Here is a 20,260-nt window from a genome sequence, read left to right as displayed (position 1 = left end):
CAGACGGCGGTTCCGTGTGACCGGAACCGCCCCTTCCTGCCGCGGCGCTCCTTTTATTCCCGGATGATCTGTACGCCCTGGGGGGTATCTTTCAGCGTGATCCCCTTCGCCGCAAGCAGATCCCTGATCTCGTCCGCTCTTGCAAAATTTTTGGCCTTGCGGGCTTCCTGGCGCTCGTCGACCAGCTTCCGGATCTCGTCGTCCAGCTCTCCTGCGGAATCATCATTCCTCAGCAGCCCCAGAACGGCGGTCAGTTCGTCCAGCAGTCCCAGGCATTTCTCAGCAAACTCTTTCGAGCCTCCGTCCTTCGTGTCCGTGTTGATATCGCGGATCAGCTCAAACACTGCGCTGATCGCGTCGGCCGTATTCAGATCGTCCTCCATGCACTCGATGAATTTATCCCGGTATTTGCCCAATTCCGCAAACGCCGCCGTCTCACGTTCCGTCATTCCCTCGCTGCCTGTGCTGATCAGGTGCTCCAGATGCAGCTTGGCGTTGCGCATGCGGGCAAGACCGTTCTTCGCCTGCTCCATCAGCTCCCGGCTGAAATTGATTGGGCTTCTGTAATGCCCGGAGAGCAGGAAAAAGCGCATGACCTCGCCGTCATAGTTCTGCAGAATGTCCCGTACGGTAAAGAAATTGCCTTTGGACTTCGACATTTTCTCATTGTCGATGGTGATGTACCCGTTGTGCATCCAGTAATTTGCAAAGGGTTTTCCCGAATGGGCCTCTGTCTGTGCGATCTCGTTTTCATGATGAGGGAATGTGAGATCCTGCCCTCCCGCGTGAATGTCTATGGTCTCCCCCAGATACTTGGTGGACATCACGGAGCACTCGATGTGCCAGCCCGGCCGGCCCATGCCCCAGGGGGATTCCCATGCGATCTCATCATCTGTCTTTCTGGCTTTCCACAGCGCAAAATCCAGCGGGTCCTGTTTCTTTTCACCCACTTCGATCCTGGCTCCCGATTCCAGATCCTCGATATTCTGCCCGGAAAGTTTGCCGTACTCCGCAAATTTTCTGGTGCTGTAGTACACATCGCCCTCCGCCTCATAGGCGTAGCCCTTGTCGATGAGGTCCTGCACAAACGCGATGATCTCATTCATATTCTCCGTCACCCTGGGGTGCACGGTGGCCTTCTTTACGTTGAGCGCCTGCGCGTCCCTGAAGTATTCTTCGATGTACTTCTCGCTGATCTCTCCGGCGGAGACGCCTTCCTCCCGGGCCTTATTGATGATCTTGTCGTCCACGTCGGTAAAATTCTGAACGAATTTCACGTTCTTTCCGCGGTACTCCAGATATTTTCTCAGCGTGTCGAACACCACGAAAGGTCTGGCATTTCCGATATGGAAAAAGTTATACACCGTGGGTCCGCACACGTAGATCCTGATCTCATTTTCATCGATCGGCACAAAGTCTTCTTTTTTCCGCGTCAATGTATTGTAAATCTTCATAATCACACGCTCCTTTTCTCCAGCTCTCTTATTTTATTTTCCATCATTACGATCCGGCGGCGCAGACATTCCAGTTCCACGGCCACTGGATCCGGCAGGTCCACCTGATTCAGATCCTGTTCCGCCTGCTTCTTTCCGCCCCGCTTCACGATGGCGCCCGGTATGCCGACCACCGTACAGTTGGGAGGAACTTCTTTGAGCACCACGGAACCCGCTCCGATCTTGGAGTTGTCACCCACCTTGAATGGCCCCAGCACCTTCGCTCCGGAACTGATGACCACATTGTTCCCGATGGTCGGATGCCTCTTCCCTGTATCTTTACCCGTTCCGCCGAGAGTTACACCCTGATAGATCGTGACGTCGTCGCCGATCTCAGTGGTTTCTCCTACGACCACAGCCATGCCGTGGTCGATAAAACATCGTCTGCCGATGGCCGCGCCCGGGTGGATCTCGATGCCGGTGAGAAAACGCACCAGCTGAGACAGCATGCGCCCCAGGAGCTTCATATGATGGCGGTGCAGCCAGTTTGCCGGCCGGTGCAGGATCAGAGCCCAGATCCCCGGGTAGCACAAAAGGACCTCAAAGCCGTTTCTGGCTGCAGGGTCCCGGTTGAGCACCGCCTTTATATCTTCATTTACTTCTCTAAAAAACGCCATATCAGCCTCCGCATATGGATATGGATCCCCCTGTTTTTCTCCCCTTCGTCCGCCGCGCAGCGCCCGCCGAAAGTCCCTGAAAAACAAGCAGAGCGAGTATTCGTCGAATACTCGCTCTAAATTATATACCATTTTCTATTCTTTATAAAGTTTTTTCTGGATTTTAGAGATAATTCAGCGGGTTCACATTGGTTCCATTTACAAGCACCTCGAAATGGAGGATGTAGCCTGTAGCGTTGCCTGTATTGCCCACTGTTCCGATCTGCTCGCCCTTCTGGACCTTCTGTCCCACAGACACGCCGATGGAATTGCAGTGCGCGTACTTTGTGGTCAGCCCGTTTCCATGGCTGATGACGATCAGCTTACCATAGCTTCCGTTGCTGCTCACCTTCGTGACTGTGCCGCTGTCAGCCGCGTAGATCGGCGCGCCCTTGGAGGAACGAAGGTCCACTCCCACATGGCGTCTTCCGCCTCTGCTGGCTCCGTACATACCGCCGTTCTGAGAAGGAACGATCGACGACAGAGGATTTCCCAGCACGCCGGACCCTCTGGCGCTGGCTGTCAGAACAACCGACTTGGTCCCGCGGTAAGCCACCTGCGCTACCGGCTCGGAGATCACGGTCTCGTTGAGCACGGTACTGGCAACCACTTTGCCGTTTTCCTTCACCACCTGAGAGACCACTTCTTTCTGGCCGTTCACACCGGCCGTCTTGACTTCCGTCTTCCCTCTGGTCAGCGTACTTTTGTCTTCATAGATCGTTTCAAAGGGGATCGCTTCCTTGGCCGTCAGTTTTTCTGTCATCGTCACGGTGAGATAGGGCTTAACTGCCACCAGATTCAGTACCTGGCCGATCTTCAGCTTATCCGGCTCGAAATCCGGATTTGCCGCTACCAGCTCAGCGGGCTTCATACCGTTGGCAAAGGCGATATCCCACAGCGTGTCTCCCTCGACGACCGTGTAGGTCTGCGGCTCCTCGGAACCGGTCAGGATGAAAGTCACAGCCTGCTCCGACGGCATGATCTCTCCCACGCCCACCGTGCAGGGTTCCACTTCCACGTCTTCTTTATAACCGAAGCTGATGATCTCAGAGCCCTCTGACTTGTAGCTGTCCGCCACATCGGCCAGTATCTGATCCGCCGCTTCCTGCGTGGCCGCGGCAACGATCCTCTCTCCGTTGACGGTCACAGCCCAGGCGTCCAGCTGACACACGTCGGCTTCCAGTACGGCTTCCTGGATCTCTTCCTCGTCCAGAAGGTTCAGCTTTTTCTCTCTGGTGGCCGTGCAGGCGATGACATCTTCGCCTATCACCACGTTGCTGACGCCCTCGGATGCCAGCAGCTCCAGCTTCAGATCAGCTACCGCCTGATCCACGATCTCGGGAGCTTCCACGTACCCTACGGGCACGCCGTTGATCTCCAGCGAAAACGCGTTGGGCTGAGTCGCCACGTGGACGGTAAACGCGATCATACCTACGGCCAGAAGCGCCCCTCCCGCCGCGAAGATCCGTCTCGTGTTCATGCGGTCCCAGGCGTCCACGCCGCGGGCAAAGGTCTCCGCGTAGCCCAGTTCGGCCCAGATGGCCTTTTCTCTTTCCAAAAATGTGTGGATTGCGTTTCTTAAGTTTGCTTTCTGACCGAACAGCTTCTCGTCGTTCATCACATTGACGCCCATTGCGGGAAGCTTGTCCTTTATCCTATTAAATGCTTTTGAAATTTCATCTTTGTTAAAATTCGCTTTCAAGTTCATTTTTCCTCTCCTGGTACATGTTGCAACTTATTCTGTTTCATCCCACCTTTCTTCGGAGCCGACACGCTCCTTTTTTTATCTTAATCTCCTTAAATCCCGTTTCATAAGCACACTGTCACATGTTGCTCCGCAGCATTTTCGCCGTTTTCACGGCGCATCCCAGGCCGCGGAATCCTTCTCTCTCATGTGATCTTATGCACCCGACAGTACAAATGTTACAGTATTATTACAAAAAAGTCAAGTCAACCGGGGGTTTTTGCCTGAAACTTCACAGAGTCATCACATAGCCCCGACACACACAAACGTTGAAATTCCAACATTTTTAATCCAAGTTTTGTCTCCGATTCTAAATTTTCAGAATTGGATCGTCCATCCAGCAATTTCTTATATATGTTAAATAAATTATAATCAGCCATATGCCCCTGTTAAGGCGAAATTGTACCGTCAGGCAGAACGCTGCGGCAAGGGGGCAGGGCTTCTGAACGCAATGGGCTTCGGCGGCACACCAGCGGGCCAGGAACCGCGGAACGCCCTCTAAAACAGCTTGCCTTCGCCCAAACAACGAAATGCGCCTGGATCCCAGGCGCATTTCACCACAAACTCATTGGCTGACAATTAAAGATAAAGCTGGATACTGTCTCTTACTCTACTTCCTCGATGGTGACTCTCACCATTTTCTGCTCTTCCTTCGGCTTGTCCCGCATGTCCCTTCTGACATTTACGATCTTCTGAGCTGTCTCCAGTCCCTCGATGAGCTTTCCAAAGGCCGCGTACTGACCGTCCAGATGGGGAGCGTCCTCCACCATGACGAAGAACTGAGAACCGGCGGAATTAGGATCCATGGCCCTGGCCATGGAGAGCACGCCCGCCGTGTGCTTCAGATCATTTTTAAATCCGTTGGCCGCAAACTCGCCTTCGATCGTATGGCCCGGTCCGCCCATTCCCGTTCCTGTGGGATCGCCGCCCTGGATCATGAATCCGGGGATGACTCTGTGGAAGATGGTTCCGTCGTAGAATCCTTCCTTCACCAGTTTTTCAAAATTCTCCACGGTCTTGGGCGCGATCTCGGGATAAAGCTCCGCTTTCATCATATCGCCGTTTTCCATCTCGATCGTAACTATTTTTCTCATGTTTTTCTCCTTTTATCATGCGTCTTTTCTCTACGCTTGTTCCGGTCTCCGCTCCCGGACCCGAAAAGCGTCGTACATTCCGCCCTGTGCAGAGTTTTCCAGCACAGCCGGCAGTTCGGTCCTCAAAAATTCGGGATAGACGTGCGGAAGGGCTGCGATGGCCTCCGCGCTGAGAAACCGCACTTCCCGCAGTACCTGATGCGCTGCGTCGAACTCGGGATCCCGCCCCAGTTCCGGCTCCCCTCCCGCCGCGCGGGCAAAAAAGAAGTTGACAAAGCGTTGCCCTCTCGTCTCCGAGACCTCCTCCACATGCCACAGCATGGGACCGACCTCCACGCTGAGGCCCGTCTCCTCCAGGACCTCACGTGCGGCCGCCTCCCTGGCGTTTTCGCCCTCCTCGATCCCGCCTCCAGGCAGCATCCAGATATCGCGGTCCTCGTGGTGCTGCTTCACCATGAGCACTCTGTTCTCTTCATCGACAGCGATCACTCGCACTCCGCCAAACCACATACGATCCACCTCCCTGCACGGTCATGGAAATCACGGCTGTCAAAGCCTCCGCGGCCCGCGAAGGCTCCGCCGTCCCCGGCCTTTAACCGTGACGGTGCGTATTTACCATCACCACGGCCTCTTCCACCGCCGTGGTCGCGTTCATATCCACAGACTGACTCTCGCTGCGCAGCTTGAATTCCACCACCCGGTCCCCGGCCTTCTTGCCCACAGTGATGCGGATGGGGATGCCCAGCAGGTCCGCGTCGTTGAACTTGACGCCGGGACGCTCTTTTCTGTCGTCCAGCAGCACCTCTACTCCCGCCGCCTGCAGTTCTCCGTAGATCTCCTCAGCCAGATCTTTCTGCCCCTCGTCGTTTCCGTTGACCAGCGTGATGATCACGTGGTAGGGAGCCACAGAGATGGGCCAGATAATTCCTTTGTCGTCGTGATGCTGTTCCACTACAGCGGCCAGCGTACGGCTCACGCCCACGCCGTAGCAGCCCATCACCAATACCTGATCCTGCATGTTTTCATCTTTGTAATACGCGCCCATGGCCTGGCTGTACTTCGTGCCCAGCTTGAACACCTGGCCCACTTCGATGCCCCTCGCCATCTTCACCGGCGCGCCGCATACCGGACAGGGATCCCCTTCCTTGATCAGCTTGAGATCCAGCACCAGATCGCCTTTATAATCCCGGCCGTAGTTCACATTGATCATGTGATGATCTTCTTTGCAGGCGCCGGCGCACATGTTCTTCGCCTCCACCAGCTCCGAGTCTACCACCATCTTGCAGTCGTGCAGACCCACAGGCCCGGTAAAGCCGCCCACGCAGCCCGTCTGCTCGTGCATGGCTGTCTCGTCGGCAAATTCGATCTGATGCTCCGCCAAGCCCAGCGCGTTTATCAGCTTCGTCATATTCAGTTCGCGGTCTCCGCGCACGAAAGCCGCCACATAATCGTAATCCTGATCGCTTACGGCGAACAGCAGAGCCTTGATGGTCTTTTTCTTGTCCAGCTTCAGGAAGTTGGCCACATCCTCGATCGTCTTGGTCCCCGGCGTGTATACCGTCTCCAGCGGCAGCTCCGCTTCCGCCGGCGCCTTCTCATCCACACAGGCCGCCCGCTCCGTGGTGGCCGCCATGTCGCACTGGGAACAGTAAGCGATCTCGCTCTCTCCCACCTCGGACAGAGCGCAGAACTCATGGGAATTATTTCCTCCCATCGCTCCCGTGTCCGCCTCCACCGCCCGGAAGGTCAGGCCGCAGCGTTCAAATATTTTCGTATAGGCGTCGTACATGTCCTGGTAGCTCTTGTCCAGACCTTCCCAGTCCCGATCGAAGGAATAAGCGTCCTTCATGATGAATTCGCGGCTTCTCATGAGCCCGAAACGGGGCCGCTTTTCGTCGCGGTACTTCGTCTGGATCTGGTAGAGGTTGAGGGGCAGCTGACGGTAAGAGTCCACCTCATTCCTCACGATGTCCGTAAAGATCTCCTCGTGAGTGGGACCCAGGCAGAAATCTCTGGCGTTGCGGTCCTGCAGCCGGAACATCTCCGGTCCGAACACGGACCATCTGCCCGACTCCTGCCAGAGCTCCGCCGGCTGAATGGCCGACATCAGGATCTCCTGACCGCCTTTGGCGTCCATCTCTTCTCTGACGATCTGCTCGATCTTGCGAAGACTGCGGTATCCCATGGGCATAAAGCCGTATACTCCGGACACCAGCTTGCGGATCATCCCCGCCCGCAGCAGCAGAATATGACTGGGTATCTCCGCCTCGGCGGGTACCTCCCGAAGAGTTTTCATGTGCATTTTTGAAAGTCTCATAGCGCTAACACTCCTTTATCTGTGACAGGCGGCTTCCCGCCTGCTGATTCTCTTTTAAGACCAGTCTTTTGCGACCGGCGCTGTATGTTCTGTTAACGGTCCCCGCCGGCCTGCCGGTCTGAATACAGCGCGGCAGACGGCACGACAGTGGCCGCTGCCTGCGCAGCGATCCCCTCGCCCTGTCCGCAGAACCCCAGACCTTCCGTGGTGGTGGCCTTTACGCTGACCTGTTCCGGACTGACCGCCAGCGCGCCGGCGATCTTTTCTCTCATGGACGGGATAAACGGCGCTATCTTCGGCTGCTGCGCGATCACAACAGCGTCGATATTGCCTGCACCGTACCCTTTCCCGCGCAGAAGTTCCCCCACGCGTTTCAGCAGCTCCAGACTGGATATGCCCCGGTAAGCCTGGTCGGTGTCCGGAAAATGCTGTCCGATATCTCCCAGCGCTGCAGCGCCCAGAAGCGCGTCCATGACCGCGTGGATCAAAACATCCGCGTCGGAATGGCCCAGAAGGCCCTTTTCCCACGGGATCTCCACGCCGCCCAATATGAGCTTTCTACCCTCCTGAAGGCGGTGAACGTCAAAACCCGTCCCCACCCGCAGAGTCAGCGTCTCTTTCACAGCAATTTCCTCCGCTCTTTCTGTCTTCTCCGGTCCGGCGGCGCGTTTCATGCCTCTGGCGATAGCCGCGCCGGTCTCCATATCCCCGGCCGTGGTGATCTTTATATTTTCGTACTCACCCTTTACAAGATACACTGTTTTGCCCAGTCTTTCAACCAAAACACTGTCATCCGTGCCATAAAATTTTTCTTCAAAAGCCCGTTCCAGCGCCTCTCTCAGGATGGGGACGGAAAAAGCCTGGGGCGTCTGCACTGCATACAGCTTTCCGCGGTCGGGAGTGCCGGTAAAATAAGAATCCTCCGGGCCGCCGCTTTCTCCTTCAGAGACGTGTTCCGCTGTCTTTATGGTATCCTTCACAGGAACGGCGGCCACCGCCGCGCCACGGCAAAAGGCGGCCTCCACTGAATCGGATATGATCCGGCGGCTGACGAAAGGACGCGCTCCGTCGTGGACCAGCACCAGCGCCGTGTCCTCCGGCAACGCAAGCAGCCCCCTGTATACGGAATCCTGCCTCTGCTCTCCGCCTTCAACGATGCGGTTCACCTTGCGAAATCCATAGGGGGCTATCATTTCCCGCCGGCAGAGATCCAGACTGTCCGCCCTGGTCACCACTGTGATCTCATCGATCCAGGGGTGATCTTCAAAGGCGGCCAAAGCCATGGAGAGCACCGGCATACCGTCGATTTTTCTGAACTGTTTTGAAATGCCGCCGCCCATCCGTGAACCGGATCCGGCGGCGGCAATAATAACGCCGATCTTTTTATTTTGATACATAAACAGCAACCTTTTTCTACAGATACGCGCCCTCAGGCGCCGTCCCGCCGTACCGACCGGAAAAGCTCCCTATCGTTTCGGCTTTGCGAAGATCATGCGGCCGGCTGAGGTCTGCAGCACGCTGGTCACGGTCACGTCGATAGTCTTTCCGATAAAGCGTTTGCCGTCTTCCACCACGATCATCGTTCCGTCGTCCAGATAGGCCACCGCCTGATTGTTCTCCTTGCCTTCCTTCACCAGGAAGAGCTGCATCTCCTCGCCGGGCAGGACCACCGGTTTCAGCGTGTTGGCCAGTTCGTTGATGTTCAGTACCTCCACGCCTTTGATCATGGCCACCTTGTTCAGGTTAAAATCGTTGGTCACGACTTTGCCGTTCATGATCTGCGCCAGTTTCAGCAGTTTTACATCCACTTCCGGGATCTCCTCCAGCGCTTTTTCAGCGTCGGTGTTGTAGATCTCTATCCCGTAATCTGTCTGGATCCGGTTCAGGATATCCAGTCCTCTGCGCCCGCGGTTTCTCTTAAGGCTGTCCGAGGAATCGGCGATATGCCGCAGTTCCACCAGAACGAATTCGGGGATCACGATATCGCCCTCGATAAAGCCGGTCTTCATGATATCCGCAATGCGTCCGTCGATGATGACGCTGGTATCCAGGATCTTCGGCGTGGCTCCTTTGGCTTTTCCCTTGGCCGGCTTTTCCCGCCGGGCCAGAAGCCACTGAGACTGCACGTCCCGTCCCTTCTTCTGCATGATCGTCATGCCCAGATAGGCGCAGAACAGATAGATCAGGATCGACAGGATCGTATCCAGATAATAGGTATGCACAAATGGGATGCTCAGGCCGTAGATGATCTGGCTTACAAAAAAAGCCACGATCAGTCCGGCGATCATGCCCAGTCCGCCGGACAAGATCTCGTTGGCCGGCACCTTCTGCAGATCGGACTCAATGTTTTTTGCAACTTCCACACCATGTCTGCGGATCAGCGGCGTGATTTTATAAAATATAAGTCCAAAAATAAGCGAGAGTACAACATTGATGATATTTTCCTGTACGCTCGTCAGAACGATCTCGTCTCCCAGATAAGAGAACAGTTTCGCCGATTGAAGAAAAGACGCCACTCCATATCCGAACAATAACCCGCACAGTGCGAAAACCGCGCGGAAAAGTTTCATAAACATTGGTATTCTTCACCTCCTTTCTAAAGTTATTTAAAAGTTTTATATCGGCTGAAAATTGTCTTCAGATCCGAAAAATCTTCAGCCGAAAAAAACTTCCTTCACTGCTGCGGCAACCCACCCGCAGCCCGGTCTGTCCCGGAATATATCAATGACTGGGAACCATAAAGGCCTCAGTCATTTGATCGTTGCCGGTATATCCTTTAAACAGCCGCGCTTATCATATCGCTGGCCGTCTCCTGGTCTACGTTTTTCACCATGATGATTTCGCTGATGAGTATCTGTCTGGCGTTGGCCAGCATCTTCTTCTCTCCCGTGGACAGCTTCTTTTCTCTGTCCACCCGCATGAGGTTCCTCACCACCTCGGCTACGTTTTCAATTTCTCCGGTCTTCAGTTTATCCATATTCTCCCGGAACCGCCGGTTCCAGTTGTTCGGCATGACGGAGGATCCTTCTTCCATCATGTCCAGCACCTGCGTCAGGTGCTCCTCCGATACTACAGACCGTATGCCTATCTGTCCGGAATTGTCTGTGGGGATCATCACTTCCATGTCTCCGCAGGGTATCTTCAGAACGTAATAGCGTCTGGTCTCGCCCAGTATCTTCCTGTCCTCAATTTTTTCGATTACGCCGGCACCATGCATCGGGTAAACGATCCTATCGCCTATTGTAAACATTCTCATTCCCCCAGTCTATTTCCATTATAGAACAGGGGACGAGTCTCTGTCAAGAAAACAATTTTTTAGTCTACCATAAAGCAAAAATTCTGTCAACACAAATATTTTATAAAAAAATCACTCAGTGTTCACACATACAAAGGATTCTAATGTATAATCAAGCTAAACGGTAAAAACCTATAAATTTGTCGGCATAAAACGCGGCCGGGCCGTAATTCTTACCAAAATACATCGGCTTGCCGGTCAATTATTTCAATCAGAGACAAAATCAGATTTAAATTTTCGAAAGGAGACCTGCTATGGCCAGACTTTTAATAGTGGATGATGAAGCGAAGATCCGCGAGGTCATCAAAGAATACGCCGAGTTCAACGGCTACGAAGTGATGGAAGCCGCCGACGGCATGGAGGCGGTATCCCTGTGCCGGCTGCATTCCTTTGATCTCATCATCATGGATATTATGATGCCCAGGCTGGACGGTTTTTCCGCCTGCAAGGAGATCAAAAAAATAAAAGACATCCCCGTCATCATGCTCTCTGCCAGAGGCGAGGAGTACGACAAACTCTTCGGCTTTGAGCTGGGGGTGGACGATTACGTAGTCAAACCATTCTCCCCCAAAGAGCTCATGGCCCGGATCAACGCTGTGCTGGCCCGCGCCAGAGTTCCGGAATCCAGCGAGTCTCAGGACCAGCTGGTCTTCGAGGGTCTCGTCATCAACATTCCCGCCCGCACCGTCACCATCGACGGAGAGCGCGTGGATCTGACCCCGAAAGAGTACGAACTGCTCTTCTATCTGGTCCAGAACAGAAACCTGGCGCTGTCCCGGGACAAGCTCCTGCGCGACATCTGGGGCTATGATTTCTTCGGAGACGACCGCACCATTGACACCCACATCAAGAACCTGCGGAACAATCTGGGCAAATACCGGGACCATATCGTAACCCTTCGGGGAGTAGGCTACAAATTTGAAGCTTAGACAAGCGCTGGACAACTGCAGGACAAAAATAAGAAATTTTGACACAAACAGTCTGCGTTTTAAATTGTGGGCTTATTTTTTCCTGTTTGCCGTCTGTCTGATGGCCGCCCTCTGGCTGCTCCAGACCATCTTTCTCCAGCCCTATTACCAAAACATGAAAAAAAAGGAGATCCTGCGCATCGCCCATGCTCTCAGCACCGATTACAGTCAGAGCGAGGATTTTGATCTGGACGACCTGATCATCGAGATCTCAACGACAGCCTACAAAAACGATATGTGGATCTTTTTTCAGATAAGCGACGGCAGTTCCTCTTTTCTGATCACCCCCGACATGGGCTCCAGCTCGGCTTTCAAAAAATTCCCAGAAGCCATGGATTTCATGGGCATCGTGGCTCAGATGGTCACGGAGAGCCCCTCCGGTTCCATACCGATCATCACAAAAAACGACCGTATGAACTACGGCCTGAATATCGAGAGCGAATACCGCCCCAACGCGGTGCTGTGCATTTCCACGCCCCTGACGCCGGTGGAGTCTACTATTAATATACTGGCCAGCCAGCTCATCATCGTGACGGCGGCCTCCCTGTTCCTGGCCTGCGTGCTGTCCCTGTGGATCTCCGGCCGGGTGACGCGGCCTATTTTTGCCATCACCAGAAAGGCCGGCAAACTTGCCGTGGGCGAGTACAGCGTCACCTTCGACGGCGGTCATTACTCCGAGATCCAGGACCTGGCCAGCACTCTGACCTACACGGCGGCGGAACTGGCCAAAGCCGACGACCTGCAGAAGGATCTGATCGCCAACGTGTCCCACGATCTGCGCACGCCGCTGACCATGGTAAAATCCTACGCCGAGATGATCCGGGATCTCTCCGGCGACAACCCTCAGAAGCGAAACGCCCACCTGCAGGTGATCATCGACGAGGCCGACCGGCTGAACCTTCTTGTCAACGATCTGCTTCTTCTGTCCAAAATGCAGTCGGGAGTGGAGACCATGCAGGTCTCCCGCTTCGATCTGAAGGAAAGCGTCTCCTCCCTTCTGAACACCTATGCGATCCTGGAAGAGCAGGACGGTTACCGCTTCCGTCTCCTGTGTCAGGAGGAAACCGTCATGGTGGAGGGCGACGAAAACCGGCTCAAGCAGGTGATCTCCAATCTGCTCAACAATGCAGTCCGCTACGGCGAGGACGGGCGCGACATCACCGTGACTCTGGAGCCCCTCCGTCCCGGTTCCGGACTCTGGAGCCCCTCCGTCCCGGTTCCGGACCGGCGGCAGCGGCGGCGGGGCCCGGCGCCGGCGCAAAAGGGGGATCTCCTTCAGCTGTGCGCGTCAGCGTCTCCGACAAGGGACCCGGCATCCCCTCCGAGGAGCTGGAGCACATCTGGGACCGCTACTATAAAGTCAGCCGCACGGGCACCCGCGCCGTGTCCGGGGGATCCGGGCTGGGTCTGTCCATCGTGAAGGAGATCCTCACGCTGCACCACGCCAGATTCGGCGTAGAGAGCGTCGTCGGCCAGGGCAGTACCTTCTGGTTTGAACTTCCGATGTAACGTACAGAAATATCAACGGACCATATTTCCTATGCTATCAAAAAGGACCTTGCTGCCGAAGATTCGGCAGCAGGGTCCTTTTTGATACGGCGGCCCGATCAGTTCGGGCAAAAAACTCACTCCTGCGGCGGCCGGTCCTCTTTCCCCAGCAGTTTTACGACAGCGTTCTTCGCCGCCTCGCAGGGTCTGTAGCACAGCTCCATAAACCCGTCGTAAACTCTGGCTACCGGCGGGCTTGAGAACACGATCACGCACAGGGACGCGAAGCCGAACAGGCAGGCGTAATAGACGGGCTGGTTCAGGTCCGGCAGTCCATGCACCTTCACCACGTATCGCACGAAAAGGTGAAAAATATAGACAGGCATGGTGGTCCTGCCCACATAAGTCAGGTAATTGTCTGTCTTGGGCAGCACGGCAAACAGAAACGCCATCCAGCCGCAGGCCAGAAAAATGATCAGCACGCGAAGCAGAATGTCTGTGTACCAGGCCATCCCCAGCTCCGACGCCGGACCTTTGAGCAGGTAGAATCCTACCGGTGCCTTTACCCCAAAGGCCAGCCAGCAGGAGACCGCTGTCAGGGCCGTTCCCAGCAGCGCGCACTGCCATTTTTTCATCCGCTGTATCTTTTCCACCTGTTCTGTGGTGCAGTAATACCCCAGCATGAAAAACGGGAAATAGGAAACGGTCCGCCCCAGCGCCAGAAAATCGCTGAAATACGGGATCTGCCCCGCAAATATGTAGACGGCAAAACTGATGGCCAGTATGTGCGGTATCTTCACCAGATCCTTCAGAAAGAACCGGTAGAAAAACACGGAAAACAGGAACCACAGGGCGAAAGGCGGCAGCAGAAAGTTCAGATGCGCCTTACCGAAATACGCGTACCGAAACAGGTAAAAGATCGGCGTAAACACCAGATATGGCAGCATAAACGTCTTGAACGCCGACTGTCTGGCCCGGTCCGGCTTCTTAGAGAAAAATCCGGACAGAAAAACGAAAGCCTGCATGACAAATACATTGATCGTAATGTACACCACCCCTGACAGCGATGCGCTGGCAAAGTGGCCGCCCACTCTGGTAAAATGCGAGATGGGGATGCTCCATATGAGCAGCCCCCGCAGTGTATCGTAGAGAAAACTTCTCTGTTTGGTCATTCTCATTAACTCCTTCTGCAGCTTCTTCTGTCTGCGCGCCGCGTCCTGGGATCCCGGCAGGATCCGCCCTGAGACGGCACAGCAAAACTTCCGGCTGTATTATATACAATGCCGGAAGTTTTTTCTAGTGTTTCGGACGCTTTTCAGTATAATTTTTTGTCATTAATGCCTGAATGCCGAAATTTCAGGCGTTCCTGCCCGGCCTACTCCGCGAACATAGGCGTGGACAGATAGCGTTCTCCCGTATCAGGCAGCAGCGCCACAATGAGTTTTCCTTTGTTCTCAGGTCTCCTGGCCAGCTCAGCGGCCGCCCAGACCGCCGCCCCGGCGGAAATACCCACCAGCAGGCCCTCAGTGCGCGCGATCTCTCTGCCTGTCTCATAGGCGTCGTCATTTTCCACCAAAATGATCTCATCGTAGACGTTCGTGTCCAGCGTATCCGGCACAAAACCCGCGCCGATGCCCTGAATGCCGTGAGGACCTGCCTGTCCTCCGGAGAGAACAGGGCTTGCCGCTGGCTCCACCGCCACGATCTTCACCTGGGGATTTTTCTCCTTCAGATAAGATCCGACGCCGGACAGCGTTCCGCCGGTGCCCACGCCCGCCACAAAGATATCGACCTTTCCGTCCGTGTCCTCCCAGATCTCCGGACCGGTGGACGCTCTGTGCGCCGCAGGGTTGGCCGGATTGACGAACTGTCCCGGAATGACGGCGCCGGGGATCTCCGCGGCCAGTTCCTCCGCCCTGGCTATGGCGCCGTTCATTCCCTTGGCCCCGTCGGTAAGAACGATCTCCGCACCGTAAGCCTTCAGCAGATTCCGCCGTTCCACACTCATGGTCTCCGGCATGGTCAGGATGACCCTGTACCCTCTGGACGCGGCCACCGCCGCCAGACCGATCCCCGTATTTCCACTGGTCGGCTCGACGATGACGGAGCCTTTCGAGAGCAGCCCCCTGGCCTCCGCGTCCTCGATCATGGCCTTTCCGATGCGGTCCTTGGCGCTCCCCGCCGGATTGAAATACTCCAGCTTTGCGGCGATGGACGCCTGCAGACCGTGATTCTCCTCATAATTGGACAGTTCCATCAGCGGTGTTTTGCCGATCAGCTCCGGCAGATTCTTATATATTTTCATGTGTCTCTTCCTTTCCGCAGCACCGGGCCGCCGCGCCGGAGACTTCGCCCGCAGGCGGGTCCGGCGCTCTGTTTCATTCCAAAACTCAAAACATATTAAACATACTAGATTTATATGTTTTATTATACCCAATTTCTTTCCCAAGTCAACACTTTTCCCTCCGCCGTCCCGTTTTAAATTTTCCCATCCCTGCCTCCAGCGGGGTGCGGCAGGGGAGCGGGAGCAGAGATGCACCCAGATCGGCGTCTTCCGTGCATCGCGCATTGTGGCGGCAGGGGGCGCGAAAGCAGAGATGCGCCGGCGGGGCGGAGCCGGAGTTTTTTCCGTCCCATACCGTTGACAAACGGAATCGGCGATGATACAATACAGAAAAAAATCCGGGGGAGCTCGCAGGCGGGCTGAGAGGAAGTAATCAAACTTCGACCCTTTAACCTGATGTGGGTAATGCCAACGTAGGAAGAAGATTGTCGCTTGTCTTTTACGGAAAATGCCAACATCGGCCTTTTCCGTTTTTTTATGCGCTGGAAAGGCCGGGCGCTTCAGGAACAGATCGGGTTTCACCGGAGGAAAGAGGAATGACAAATGAAGTACGCAACACAGATGGAAGCCGCCCGCAAAGGCATCCTCACAGAAGAAATGCGGGCCGTAGCGCAAAAAGAAAAACTTTCCGAAAGCGAGCTGATGAACTATATGGCCGAAGGGAAAGTGATCATCCCAGCAAACCGGCTCCACAGCGCCCTCTCCCCCAGCGGTCTCGGCTCCATGCTCAAAACCAAGATCAACGTCAATCTGGGCACCTCCCGGGATCTCACCGATCTTGAAATGGAATACGAAAAGGTCCGGCGGGCCGTGGAACTGGGCGCGGAAGCCATTATGGACCTCAGTTCCTACGGGGACACCCGCGTCTTCCGCAGATACCTGACCGGCAACTGCCCCGCCATCATCGGCACGGTTCCCATCTACGACGCCGTGGTGTATTATCACAAGCCGCTGGCGCAGATCACCACGGAGGAGTGGATCCACATCGTCCGCATGCACGCGGAGGACGGCGTGGATTTTATGACGATCCACTGCGGCATCAACCGCGAAAACGCGGCCAGATTCAAATCTGCCAAACGCCTGACCAACATCGTCTCCCGGGGCGGTTCCATTATTTTCGCCTGGATGGAAATGACGGGCAAAGAAAATCCCTTCTTTGAATGCTACGATCAGATCCTGGATATCTGCCGGGAATACGACGTTACCCTCAGCCTGGGGGACGGCTGCCGTCCCGGGTGTCTGGCCGACGCTACCGACGCCTCCCAGATCGCGGAGCTGATCACGCTGGGCGAGCTCACCAAACGGGCCTGGGAAAAGGACGTCCAGATCATGGTGGAAGGACCGGGCCACATGCCGCTGAACCAGATCGCGGCCAACATGGAGATCCAGAAGACGCTGTGCCACGGCGCTCCCTTCTACGTGCTGGGCCCCATCGTCACCGACGTGGCTCCGGGCTACGACCACATCACCTCCGCCATCGGCGGCGCGGCTGCAGCCGCCGCCGGAGCGGCCTTTCTCTGTTATGTAACGCCCGCCGAGCATCTCCGTCTTCCCGACGTGGACGACGTGAAGGAAGGCATCATCGCCGCCAGGATCGCCGCTCACGCGGCGGATATCGCCAAGGGCGTGCCCCAGGCTGCGGAATGGGACAGACAGATGAGTCTGGCCAGAAAGTCTCTTGACTGGGAGTCCATGTTCCGTCTGGCCATGGATCCGGAAAAAGCGAGAGCCTACCGGGCTTCCTCCGTGCCGGAGAAAGACGACACCTGCTCCATGTGCGGCAATTTCTGCGCTGTGCGCAATATGAACCGCATTCTGGACGGAGAGATCGTCTCCATATTCGACGAATAAAAATTCAGATCTAGAAAACAGAGATCAAAAATACACGATACATTCAAAGGACCATCAGATAACAGCAGGAGTAAAAAACATGTTGAAAGATAAATTGGAAAACGTCAGAAAAAGCTGTCCCCTTGTGCACAATATCACCAACTACGTCACGGTCAACGACTGCGCCAACACGCTGCTGGCCTGCGGCGGCTCTCCCATTATGGCCGACGACGTCAGCGAGGCGGCGGATATCACCTCGATCTGCGGCGGTCTCAACATCAATATCGGCACGCTGAATCAGCGCACCATCCCATCCATGTTCGCCGCCGGCAAAAAAGCCAACGAGTGCGGCCATCCCGTGGTTCTGGACCCCGTGGGCGCCGGCGCCTCCGATCTGCGCACCAGGACCGCCCGGGAACTGATGTCCCAGATCCGCTTCACGGCCATCCGCGGCAATATGTCCGAGATCAAAGCGCTGGCTCTGGGATCCGGCGATACCAAGGGCGTGGATGCAGATGTGGCGGACGCCGTCACCGAGGAGACGCTGGACGCCGCCGTGGATTTTGTGAAAAAATTTGCCGCCGCTGCAGGGGCCGTCATCGCCGTCACCGGGGCCATCGACATCGTAGCCTCCGCCGATAAAGCCTACGTGATCCGCGGCGGACACCCCATGATGAGCAGGATCACGGGCACAGGCTGTATGCTTTCCGCCATGACGGCGGCCTATCTGACCGCAAACCCGGACTGTCCTCTGGAAGCGGCGGCGGCCGCGGTCTGCGCCATGGGTCTCTGCGGCCAACGCGCCCACGCCCGGCTCACTGAAAGGGACGGGAACGCCACTTACCGCAACTATATTATCGACGAGATCTGCCAGCTGAGCGGCAGCGTGCTGGAACGGGAGGCCGTCTATGAAGTGCGATAGAAGTTCCCTGCTGCTTTACGCCGTTACGGACCGGGCCTGGACCACAGGCGGAAGAACGCTGCTCCAGCAGGTGGAAGAAGCGCTGCGGGGCGGCGTGACCTGCGTACAGCTGCGGGAGAAGGATCTCCCGGCGGAAGATTTTCTGGCGGAGGCTCGATCTGTGAAAGCGCTGTGCCGAAAGTACGGCGTCCCCTTTATCGTCAACGACAACGTCGACGTGGCCCTGCGGTGCGGGGCCGACGGGGTCCACGTGGGCCAGCATGATATGGGGGCCGCGGACGTCCGCGGGCTCACCGGCGCCGGAATGATCCTGGGCGTGTCCGTCCAGACCGTCGAGCAGGCCGTTCTGGCACAGCGAAACGGCGCCGACTATCTGGGAGTGGGCACCATGTTTCCCACCTCCACCAAAGCTGACGCGCTGGCCGTATCCACGGACACACTGAAGGCCATCTGCAGCTCCGTCTCCATCCCCGTGTGCGCCATCGGCGGCATCTGTGCGGAGAATATGGACCGTCTCTCCGGCTGCGGCGCGGACGGCGTGGCGCTTGTCTCAGCTATCTTCAGCGCGGAGGACATCGAGGGGGAGTGCCGGCGGCTTCGGCAGCTGGCGGAAGCCATCGCGGGCGGATCCGCGCCGTTTTGCACGCCGCCGGACCAGCGCGGAGGACAGAAGACTGCCCGGCAGGGAGGCTGAAAAATGAAAACAGTTCTTACCATCGCCGGTTCCGACCCCAGCGGAGGGGCCGGCATCCAGGCAGATATCAAGACCATCACCGTGCACGGCATGTACGCCATGAGCGCGGTGACCGCGCTCACCGCTCAGAACACCGCCGGCGTGTCAGGCATATGTGAGACGCCGGCGGATTTCCTGGCCGCACAGCTGGACAGCGTATTTGCGGATATTTTCCCCGACGCCGTGAAGATCGGCATGCTGGGCTCTGCCGCAGCCGTGTCTGTCACTGCGGAAAAGCTGGAACAGTACCGGCCCGTCAATATCGTCATCGATCCGGTGATGATCTCCACCAGCGGAAACCGTCTTCTCTCCGACGAGGCCCTCTCTGAAGCGGTCTCCCGGCTGTTTCACCTGGCGGATCTCCTCACGCCCAACATACCGGAGACGGAATCCCTCTGCGGCTTTCCCATCTCCGGAGAAGACGATATGGCCGCGGCTGCGGCCTGCCTGTGCAAACGTTTTGGCTGCGCCGTGCTGGTCAAAGGCGGCCATCTGAGCGGCGACGCGGCAGATCTGCTCATGGACCGGGGCCGCATCACCTGGTATCGCTCAGCCCGCATCGCCAATCCCAACACGCACGGTACCGGCTGCACGCTTTCCTCCGCCATCGCCTGCGGCCTGGCGGCCGGACTGGGCAGGGAGGAGAGCGTAAAGCGTGCGAAATCCTATCTGTCCGGCGCTATCGCCGACGGACTGGACCTGGGAAAAGGCGCCGGACCGCTGAATCACATGTACGCTCTGCAGCCCTTTCTTTCCCGTTTGACTATTTGAGTTCCCTCCATTACAATAGTAACTGTCCTGAACACATGCCGAAAGCGGCGGTCCGCCCTGCTTCCGGCATGTATTCTGCGCCGTTATTTCGGCCAGACCGGGCACACTAAGCGAAAAAGAAGGACAGCATTATGAAATTATCCGCAAAGGCCCGCTACGCGCTGGCGGCTCTCGCCTATATGGCCCGGCTGCAGCCAAAGGGCCCCGACGCCCCCGGCTGCGAGGCCGTGACCCTGGTCCGCATCTCAGAGCGGCTGGGCATCTCGAAGATCTATCTCGAACAAACCTTTTCCCTGCTCCGGAGAGCCGGTCTGGTCACATCCGTCAAAGGCTCCCAGGGCGGTTATTATCTCGCCCGTCAGCCCGAAAAGATGTCGGCTATGGATATCCTCTCCGCCATCGACCGCTCTCTCTTTGAGGAAACGGAACATACGGTACAAGCCTCTTCTCCGGATCTGGACCGGGCCATGAAAAAAGCGGTGTTCACCCCGCTGGACGATGCGGTACGCGGCGCTCTCTCCTCCGTCTCTCTTGCAGATCTGGTCAGACAGGCGGAACAGGAACAGGCGGAGAGCGGTTACATGTTCTTTATATAAATAGGAAGG

The 20,260-nt window shown here is 56.3% G+C and carries 18 protein-coding genes, 2 pseudogenes and 1 riboswitch; of the genes and pseudogenes, 8 read left to right on the top strand and 12 right to left on the bottom strand.

The window, feature by feature from the left end:
* Positions 1-53 precede the first annotated feature (53 nt).
* From cysS to E0E37_RS02295, 10 genes and pseudogenes are all read right to left on the bottom strand, one after another.
* The gene (gene cysS / locus E0E37_RS02335; RefSeq protein ID WP_130861368.1) at positions 54-1,454 is read right to left on the bottom strand and encodes a cysteine--tRNA ligase; all 1,401 of its coding nucleotides are present in this window, start codon (positions 1,452-1,454) and stop codon (positions 54-56) included.
* Between the two features lie 2 nt (positions 1,455-1,456).
* Positions 1,457-2,110 carry a serine O-acetyltransferase gene (cysE, locus tag E0E37_RS02330; RefSeq protein WP_130861367.1) on the bottom strand — a complete coding sequence of 218 codons (654 nt, stop codon included), beginning with the start codon at positions 2,108-2,110 and terminating at the stop codon, positions 1,457-1,459.
* A 163-nt stretch (positions 2,111-2,273) separates the two neighbouring features.
* The gene (locus tag E0E37_RS02325) at positions 2,274-3,857 is read right to left on the bottom strand and encodes a M23 family metallopeptidase (RefSeq protein ID WP_130861366.1); all 1,584 of its coding nucleotides are present in this window, start codon (positions 3,855-3,857) and stop codon (positions 2,274-2,276) included.
* A 641-nt stretch (positions 3,858-4,498) separates the two neighbouring features.
* Positions 4,499-4,987, bottom strand: coding sequence for a peptidylprolyl isomerase (locus E0E37_RS02320; protein ID WP_130861365.1), 489 nt, complete (start codon positions 4,985-4,987; stop codon positions 4,499-4,501).
* A 30-nt stretch (positions 4,988-5,017) separates the two neighbouring features.
* Positions 5,018-5,497 carry an NUDIX domain-containing protein gene (locus tag E0E37_RS02315; RefSeq protein WP_130861364.1) on the bottom strand — a complete coding sequence of 160 codons (480 nt, stop codon included), beginning with the start codon at positions 5,495-5,497 and terminating at the stop codon, positions 5,018-5,020.
* Between the two features lie 82 nt (positions 5,498-5,579).
* Complete coding sequence (locus E0E37_RS02310) at positions 5,580-7,304, bottom strand: proline--tRNA ligase (RefSeq protein ID WP_130861363.1); 1,725 nt, start codon at positions 7,302-7,304, stop codon at positions 5,580-5,582.
* A 92-nt stretch (positions 7,305-7,396) separates the two neighbouring features.
* Positions 7,397-7,909 (bottom strand): 2-C-methyl-D-erythritol 2,4-cyclodiphosphate synthase, encoded by a 513-nt coding sequence (ispF, locus tag E0E37_RS19155; RefSeq protein ID WP_246019611.1) that lies wholly within the window; start codon positions 7,907-7,909, stop codon positions 7,397-7,399.
* Positions 7,910-7,999: 90 nt separating this feature from the next.
* Positions 8,000-8,701: pseudogene (gene ispD / locus E0E37_RS19150) on the bottom strand (2-C-methyl-D-erythritol 4-phosphate cytidylyltransferase); the annotation flags it as partial.
* Between the two features lie 69 nt (positions 8,702-8,770).
* Complete coding sequence (locus tag E0E37_RS02300; protein WP_130861361.1) at positions 8,771-9,880, bottom strand: PIN/TRAM domain-containing protein; 1,110 nt, start codon at positions 9,878-9,880, stop codon at positions 8,771-8,773.
* Between the two features lie 200 nt (positions 9,881-10,080).
* On the bottom strand, positions 10,081-10,554 hold the full coding sequence (locus E0E37_RS02295) for a CarD family transcriptional regulator (RefSeq protein ID WP_130861360.1): 474 nt from the start codon (positions 10,552-10,554) through the stop codon (positions 10,081-10,083).
* Positions 10,555-10,853: 299 nt separating this feature from the next.
* Here E0E37_RS02295 and E0E37_RS02290 point away from each other — a divergent pair, with 299 nt between their 5' ends.
* The 3 genes and pseudogenes from E0E37_RS02290 (at position 10,854) to E0E37_RS19200 (ending at position 13,076) form a co-directional block, all read left to right on the top strand.
* Positions 10,854-11,528 carry a response regulator transcription factor gene (locus tag E0E37_RS02290; RefSeq protein ID WP_130861359.1) on the top strand — a complete coding sequence of 225 codons (675 nt, stop codon included), beginning with the start codon at positions 10,854-10,856 and terminating at the stop codon, positions 11,526-11,528.
* A 100-nt stretch (positions 11,529-11,628) separates the two neighbouring features.
* Positions 11,629-12,498 (top strand): annotated as a pseudogene (locus tag E0E37_RS19205) (histidine kinase dimerization/phospho-acceptor domain-containing protein); the annotation flags it as partial.
* A 119-nt stretch (positions 12,499-12,617) separates the two neighbouring features.
* Positions 12,618-13,076 (top strand): sensor histidine kinase, encoded by a 459-nt coding sequence (locus E0E37_RS19200; protein WP_165445165.1) that lies wholly within the window; start codon positions 12,618-12,620, stop codon positions 13,074-13,076.
* 116 nt (positions 13,077-13,192) lie between these two features.
* Here E0E37_RS19200 and E0E37_RS02280 read toward each other — a convergent pair whose 3' ends face one another.
* A complete protein-coding gene (locus E0E37_RS02280) occupies positions 13,193-14,227 on the bottom strand; it encodes an acyltransferase family protein (RefSeq protein ID WP_130861357.1) in 1,035 nt (344 codons plus the stop codon).
* A 203-nt stretch (positions 14,228-14,430) separates the two neighbouring features.
* Positions 14,431-15,360, bottom strand: coding sequence for a cysteine synthase A (gene cysK / locus E0E37_RS02275; protein WP_130861356.1), 930 nt, complete (start codon positions 15,358-15,360; stop codon positions 14,431-14,433).
* Between the two features lie 369 nt (positions 15,361-15,729).
* A riboswitch (TPP riboswitch) is annotated at positions 15,730-15,838 on the top strand.
* Positions 15,839-15,942: 104 nt separating this feature from the next.
* Between cysK and thiC the strand changes: the two genes are divergently transcribed.
* The 5 genes from thiC to E0E37_RS02250 all read left to right on the top strand — a co-directional run bounded on the left by thiC (position 15,943) and on the right by E0E37_RS02250 (position 20,251).
* Positions 15,943-17,250, top strand: a complete 1,308-nt coding sequence (gene thiC, locus E0E37_RS02270) for a phosphomethylpyrimidine synthase ThiC (RefSeq protein WP_130861355.1) — start codon at positions 15,943-15,945, stop codon at positions 17,248-17,250.
* A gap of 79 nt (positions 17,251-17,329) precedes the next feature.
* Positions 17,330-18,151, top strand: coding sequence for a hydroxyethylthiazole kinase (gene thiM, locus E0E37_RS02265; RefSeq protein ID WP_130861354.1), 822 nt, complete (start codon positions 17,330-17,332; stop codon positions 18,149-18,151).
* On the top strand, positions 18,138-18,845 hold the full coding sequence (gene thiE / locus E0E37_RS02260) for a thiamine phosphate synthase (RefSeq protein ID WP_130861353.1): 708 nt from the start codon (positions 18,138-18,140) through the stop codon (positions 18,843-18,845). The genes thiM and thiE overlap by 14 nt, the downstream gene beginning before the upstream one ends.
* Positions 18,846-18,848: 3 nt before the next feature.
* Positions 18,849-19,655: a bifunctional hydroxymethylpyrimidine kinase/phosphomethylpyrimidine kinase gene (gene thiD / locus E0E37_RS02255; protein ID WP_130861352.1), complete on the top strand. Its 807-nt coding sequence runs from the start codon at positions 18,849-18,851 to the stop codon at positions 19,653-19,655.
* 131 nt (positions 19,656-19,786) lie between these two features.
* Positions 19,787-20,251: an RrF2 family transcriptional regulator gene (locus E0E37_RS02250; protein ID WP_130861351.1), complete on the top strand. Its 465-nt coding sequence runs from the start codon at positions 19,787-19,789 to the stop codon at positions 20,249-20,251.
* Positions 20,252-20,260: the final 9 nt, after the last annotated feature.

This window comes from Bacilliculturomica massiliensis, assembly GCF_900605495.1.
Taxonomy (GTDB): Bacteria; Bacillota; Clostridia; order Peptostreptococcales; family Anaerovoracaceae; genus Bacilliculturomica; species Bacilliculturomica massiliensis.
Note: the sequence above shows the minus strand (reverse complement) of the source record. Positions and strands in the feature narration are given on the sequence as shown.

Bases quoted from the DNA above. Each gene is read 5' to 3' on its own strand.
- cysS (WP_130861368.1), bottom strand. From the start codon at position 1,454: ATGAAGATTTACAATACATTGACGCGGAAAAAAGAAGACTTTGTGCCG.
- cysE (WP_130861367.1), bottom strand. From the start codon at position 2,110: ATGGCGTTTTTTAGAGAAGTAAATGAAGATATAAAGGCGGTGCTCAAC.
- E0E37_RS02325 (WP_130861366.1), bottom strand. From the start codon at position 3,857: ATGAACTTGAAAGCGAATTTTAACAAAGATGAAATTTCAAAAGCATTT.
- E0E37_RS02320 (WP_130861365.1), bottom strand. From the start codon at position 4,987: ATGAGAAAAATAGTTACGATCGAGATGGAAAACGGCGATATGATGAAA.
- E0E37_RS02315 (WP_130861364.1), bottom strand. From the start codon at position 5,497: ATGTGGTTTGGCGGAGTGCGAGTGATCGCTGTCGATGAAGAGAACAGA.
- E0E37_RS02310 (WP_130861363.1), bottom strand. From the start codon at position 7,304: ATGAGACTTTCAAAAATGCACATGAAAACTCTTCGGGAGGTACCCGCC.
- E0E37_RS02300 (WP_130861361.1), bottom strand. From the start codon at position 9,880: ATGTTTATGAAACTTTTCCGCGCGGTTTTCGCACTGTGCGGGTTATTG.
- E0E37_RS02295 (WP_130861360.1), bottom strand. From the start codon at position 10,554: ATGTTTACAATAGGCGATAGGATCGTTTACCCGATGCATGGTGCCGGC.
- E0E37_RS02290 (WP_130861359.1), top strand. From the start codon at position 10,854: ATGGCCAGACTTTTAATAGTGGATGATGAAGCGAAGATCCGCGAGGTC.
- E0E37_RS02280 (WP_130861357.1), bottom strand. From the start codon at position 14,227: ATGACCAAACAGAGAAGTTTTCTCTACGATACACTGCGGGGGCTGCTC.
- cysK (WP_130861356.1), bottom strand. From the start codon at position 15,360: ATGAAAATATATAAGAATCTGCCGGAGCTGATCGGCAAAACACCGCTG.
- thiC (WP_130861355.1), top strand. From the start codon at position 15,943: ATGAAGTACGCAACACAGATGGAAGCCGCCCGCAAAGGCATCCTCACA.
- thiM (WP_130861354.1), top strand. From the start codon at position 17,330: ATGTTGAAAGATAAATTGGAAAACGTCAGAAAAAGCTGTCCCCTTGTG.
- thiE (WP_130861353.1), top strand. From the start codon at position 18,138: ATGAAGTGCGATAGAAGTTCCCTGCTGCTTTACGCCGTTACGGACCGG.
- thiD (WP_130861352.1), top strand. From the start codon at position 18,849: ATGAAAACAGTTCTTACCATCGCCGGTTCCGACCCCAGCGGAGGGGCC.
- E0E37_RS02250 (WP_130861351.1), top strand. From the start codon at position 19,787: ATGAAATTATCCGCAAAGGCCCGCTACGCGCTGGCGGCTCTCGCCTAT.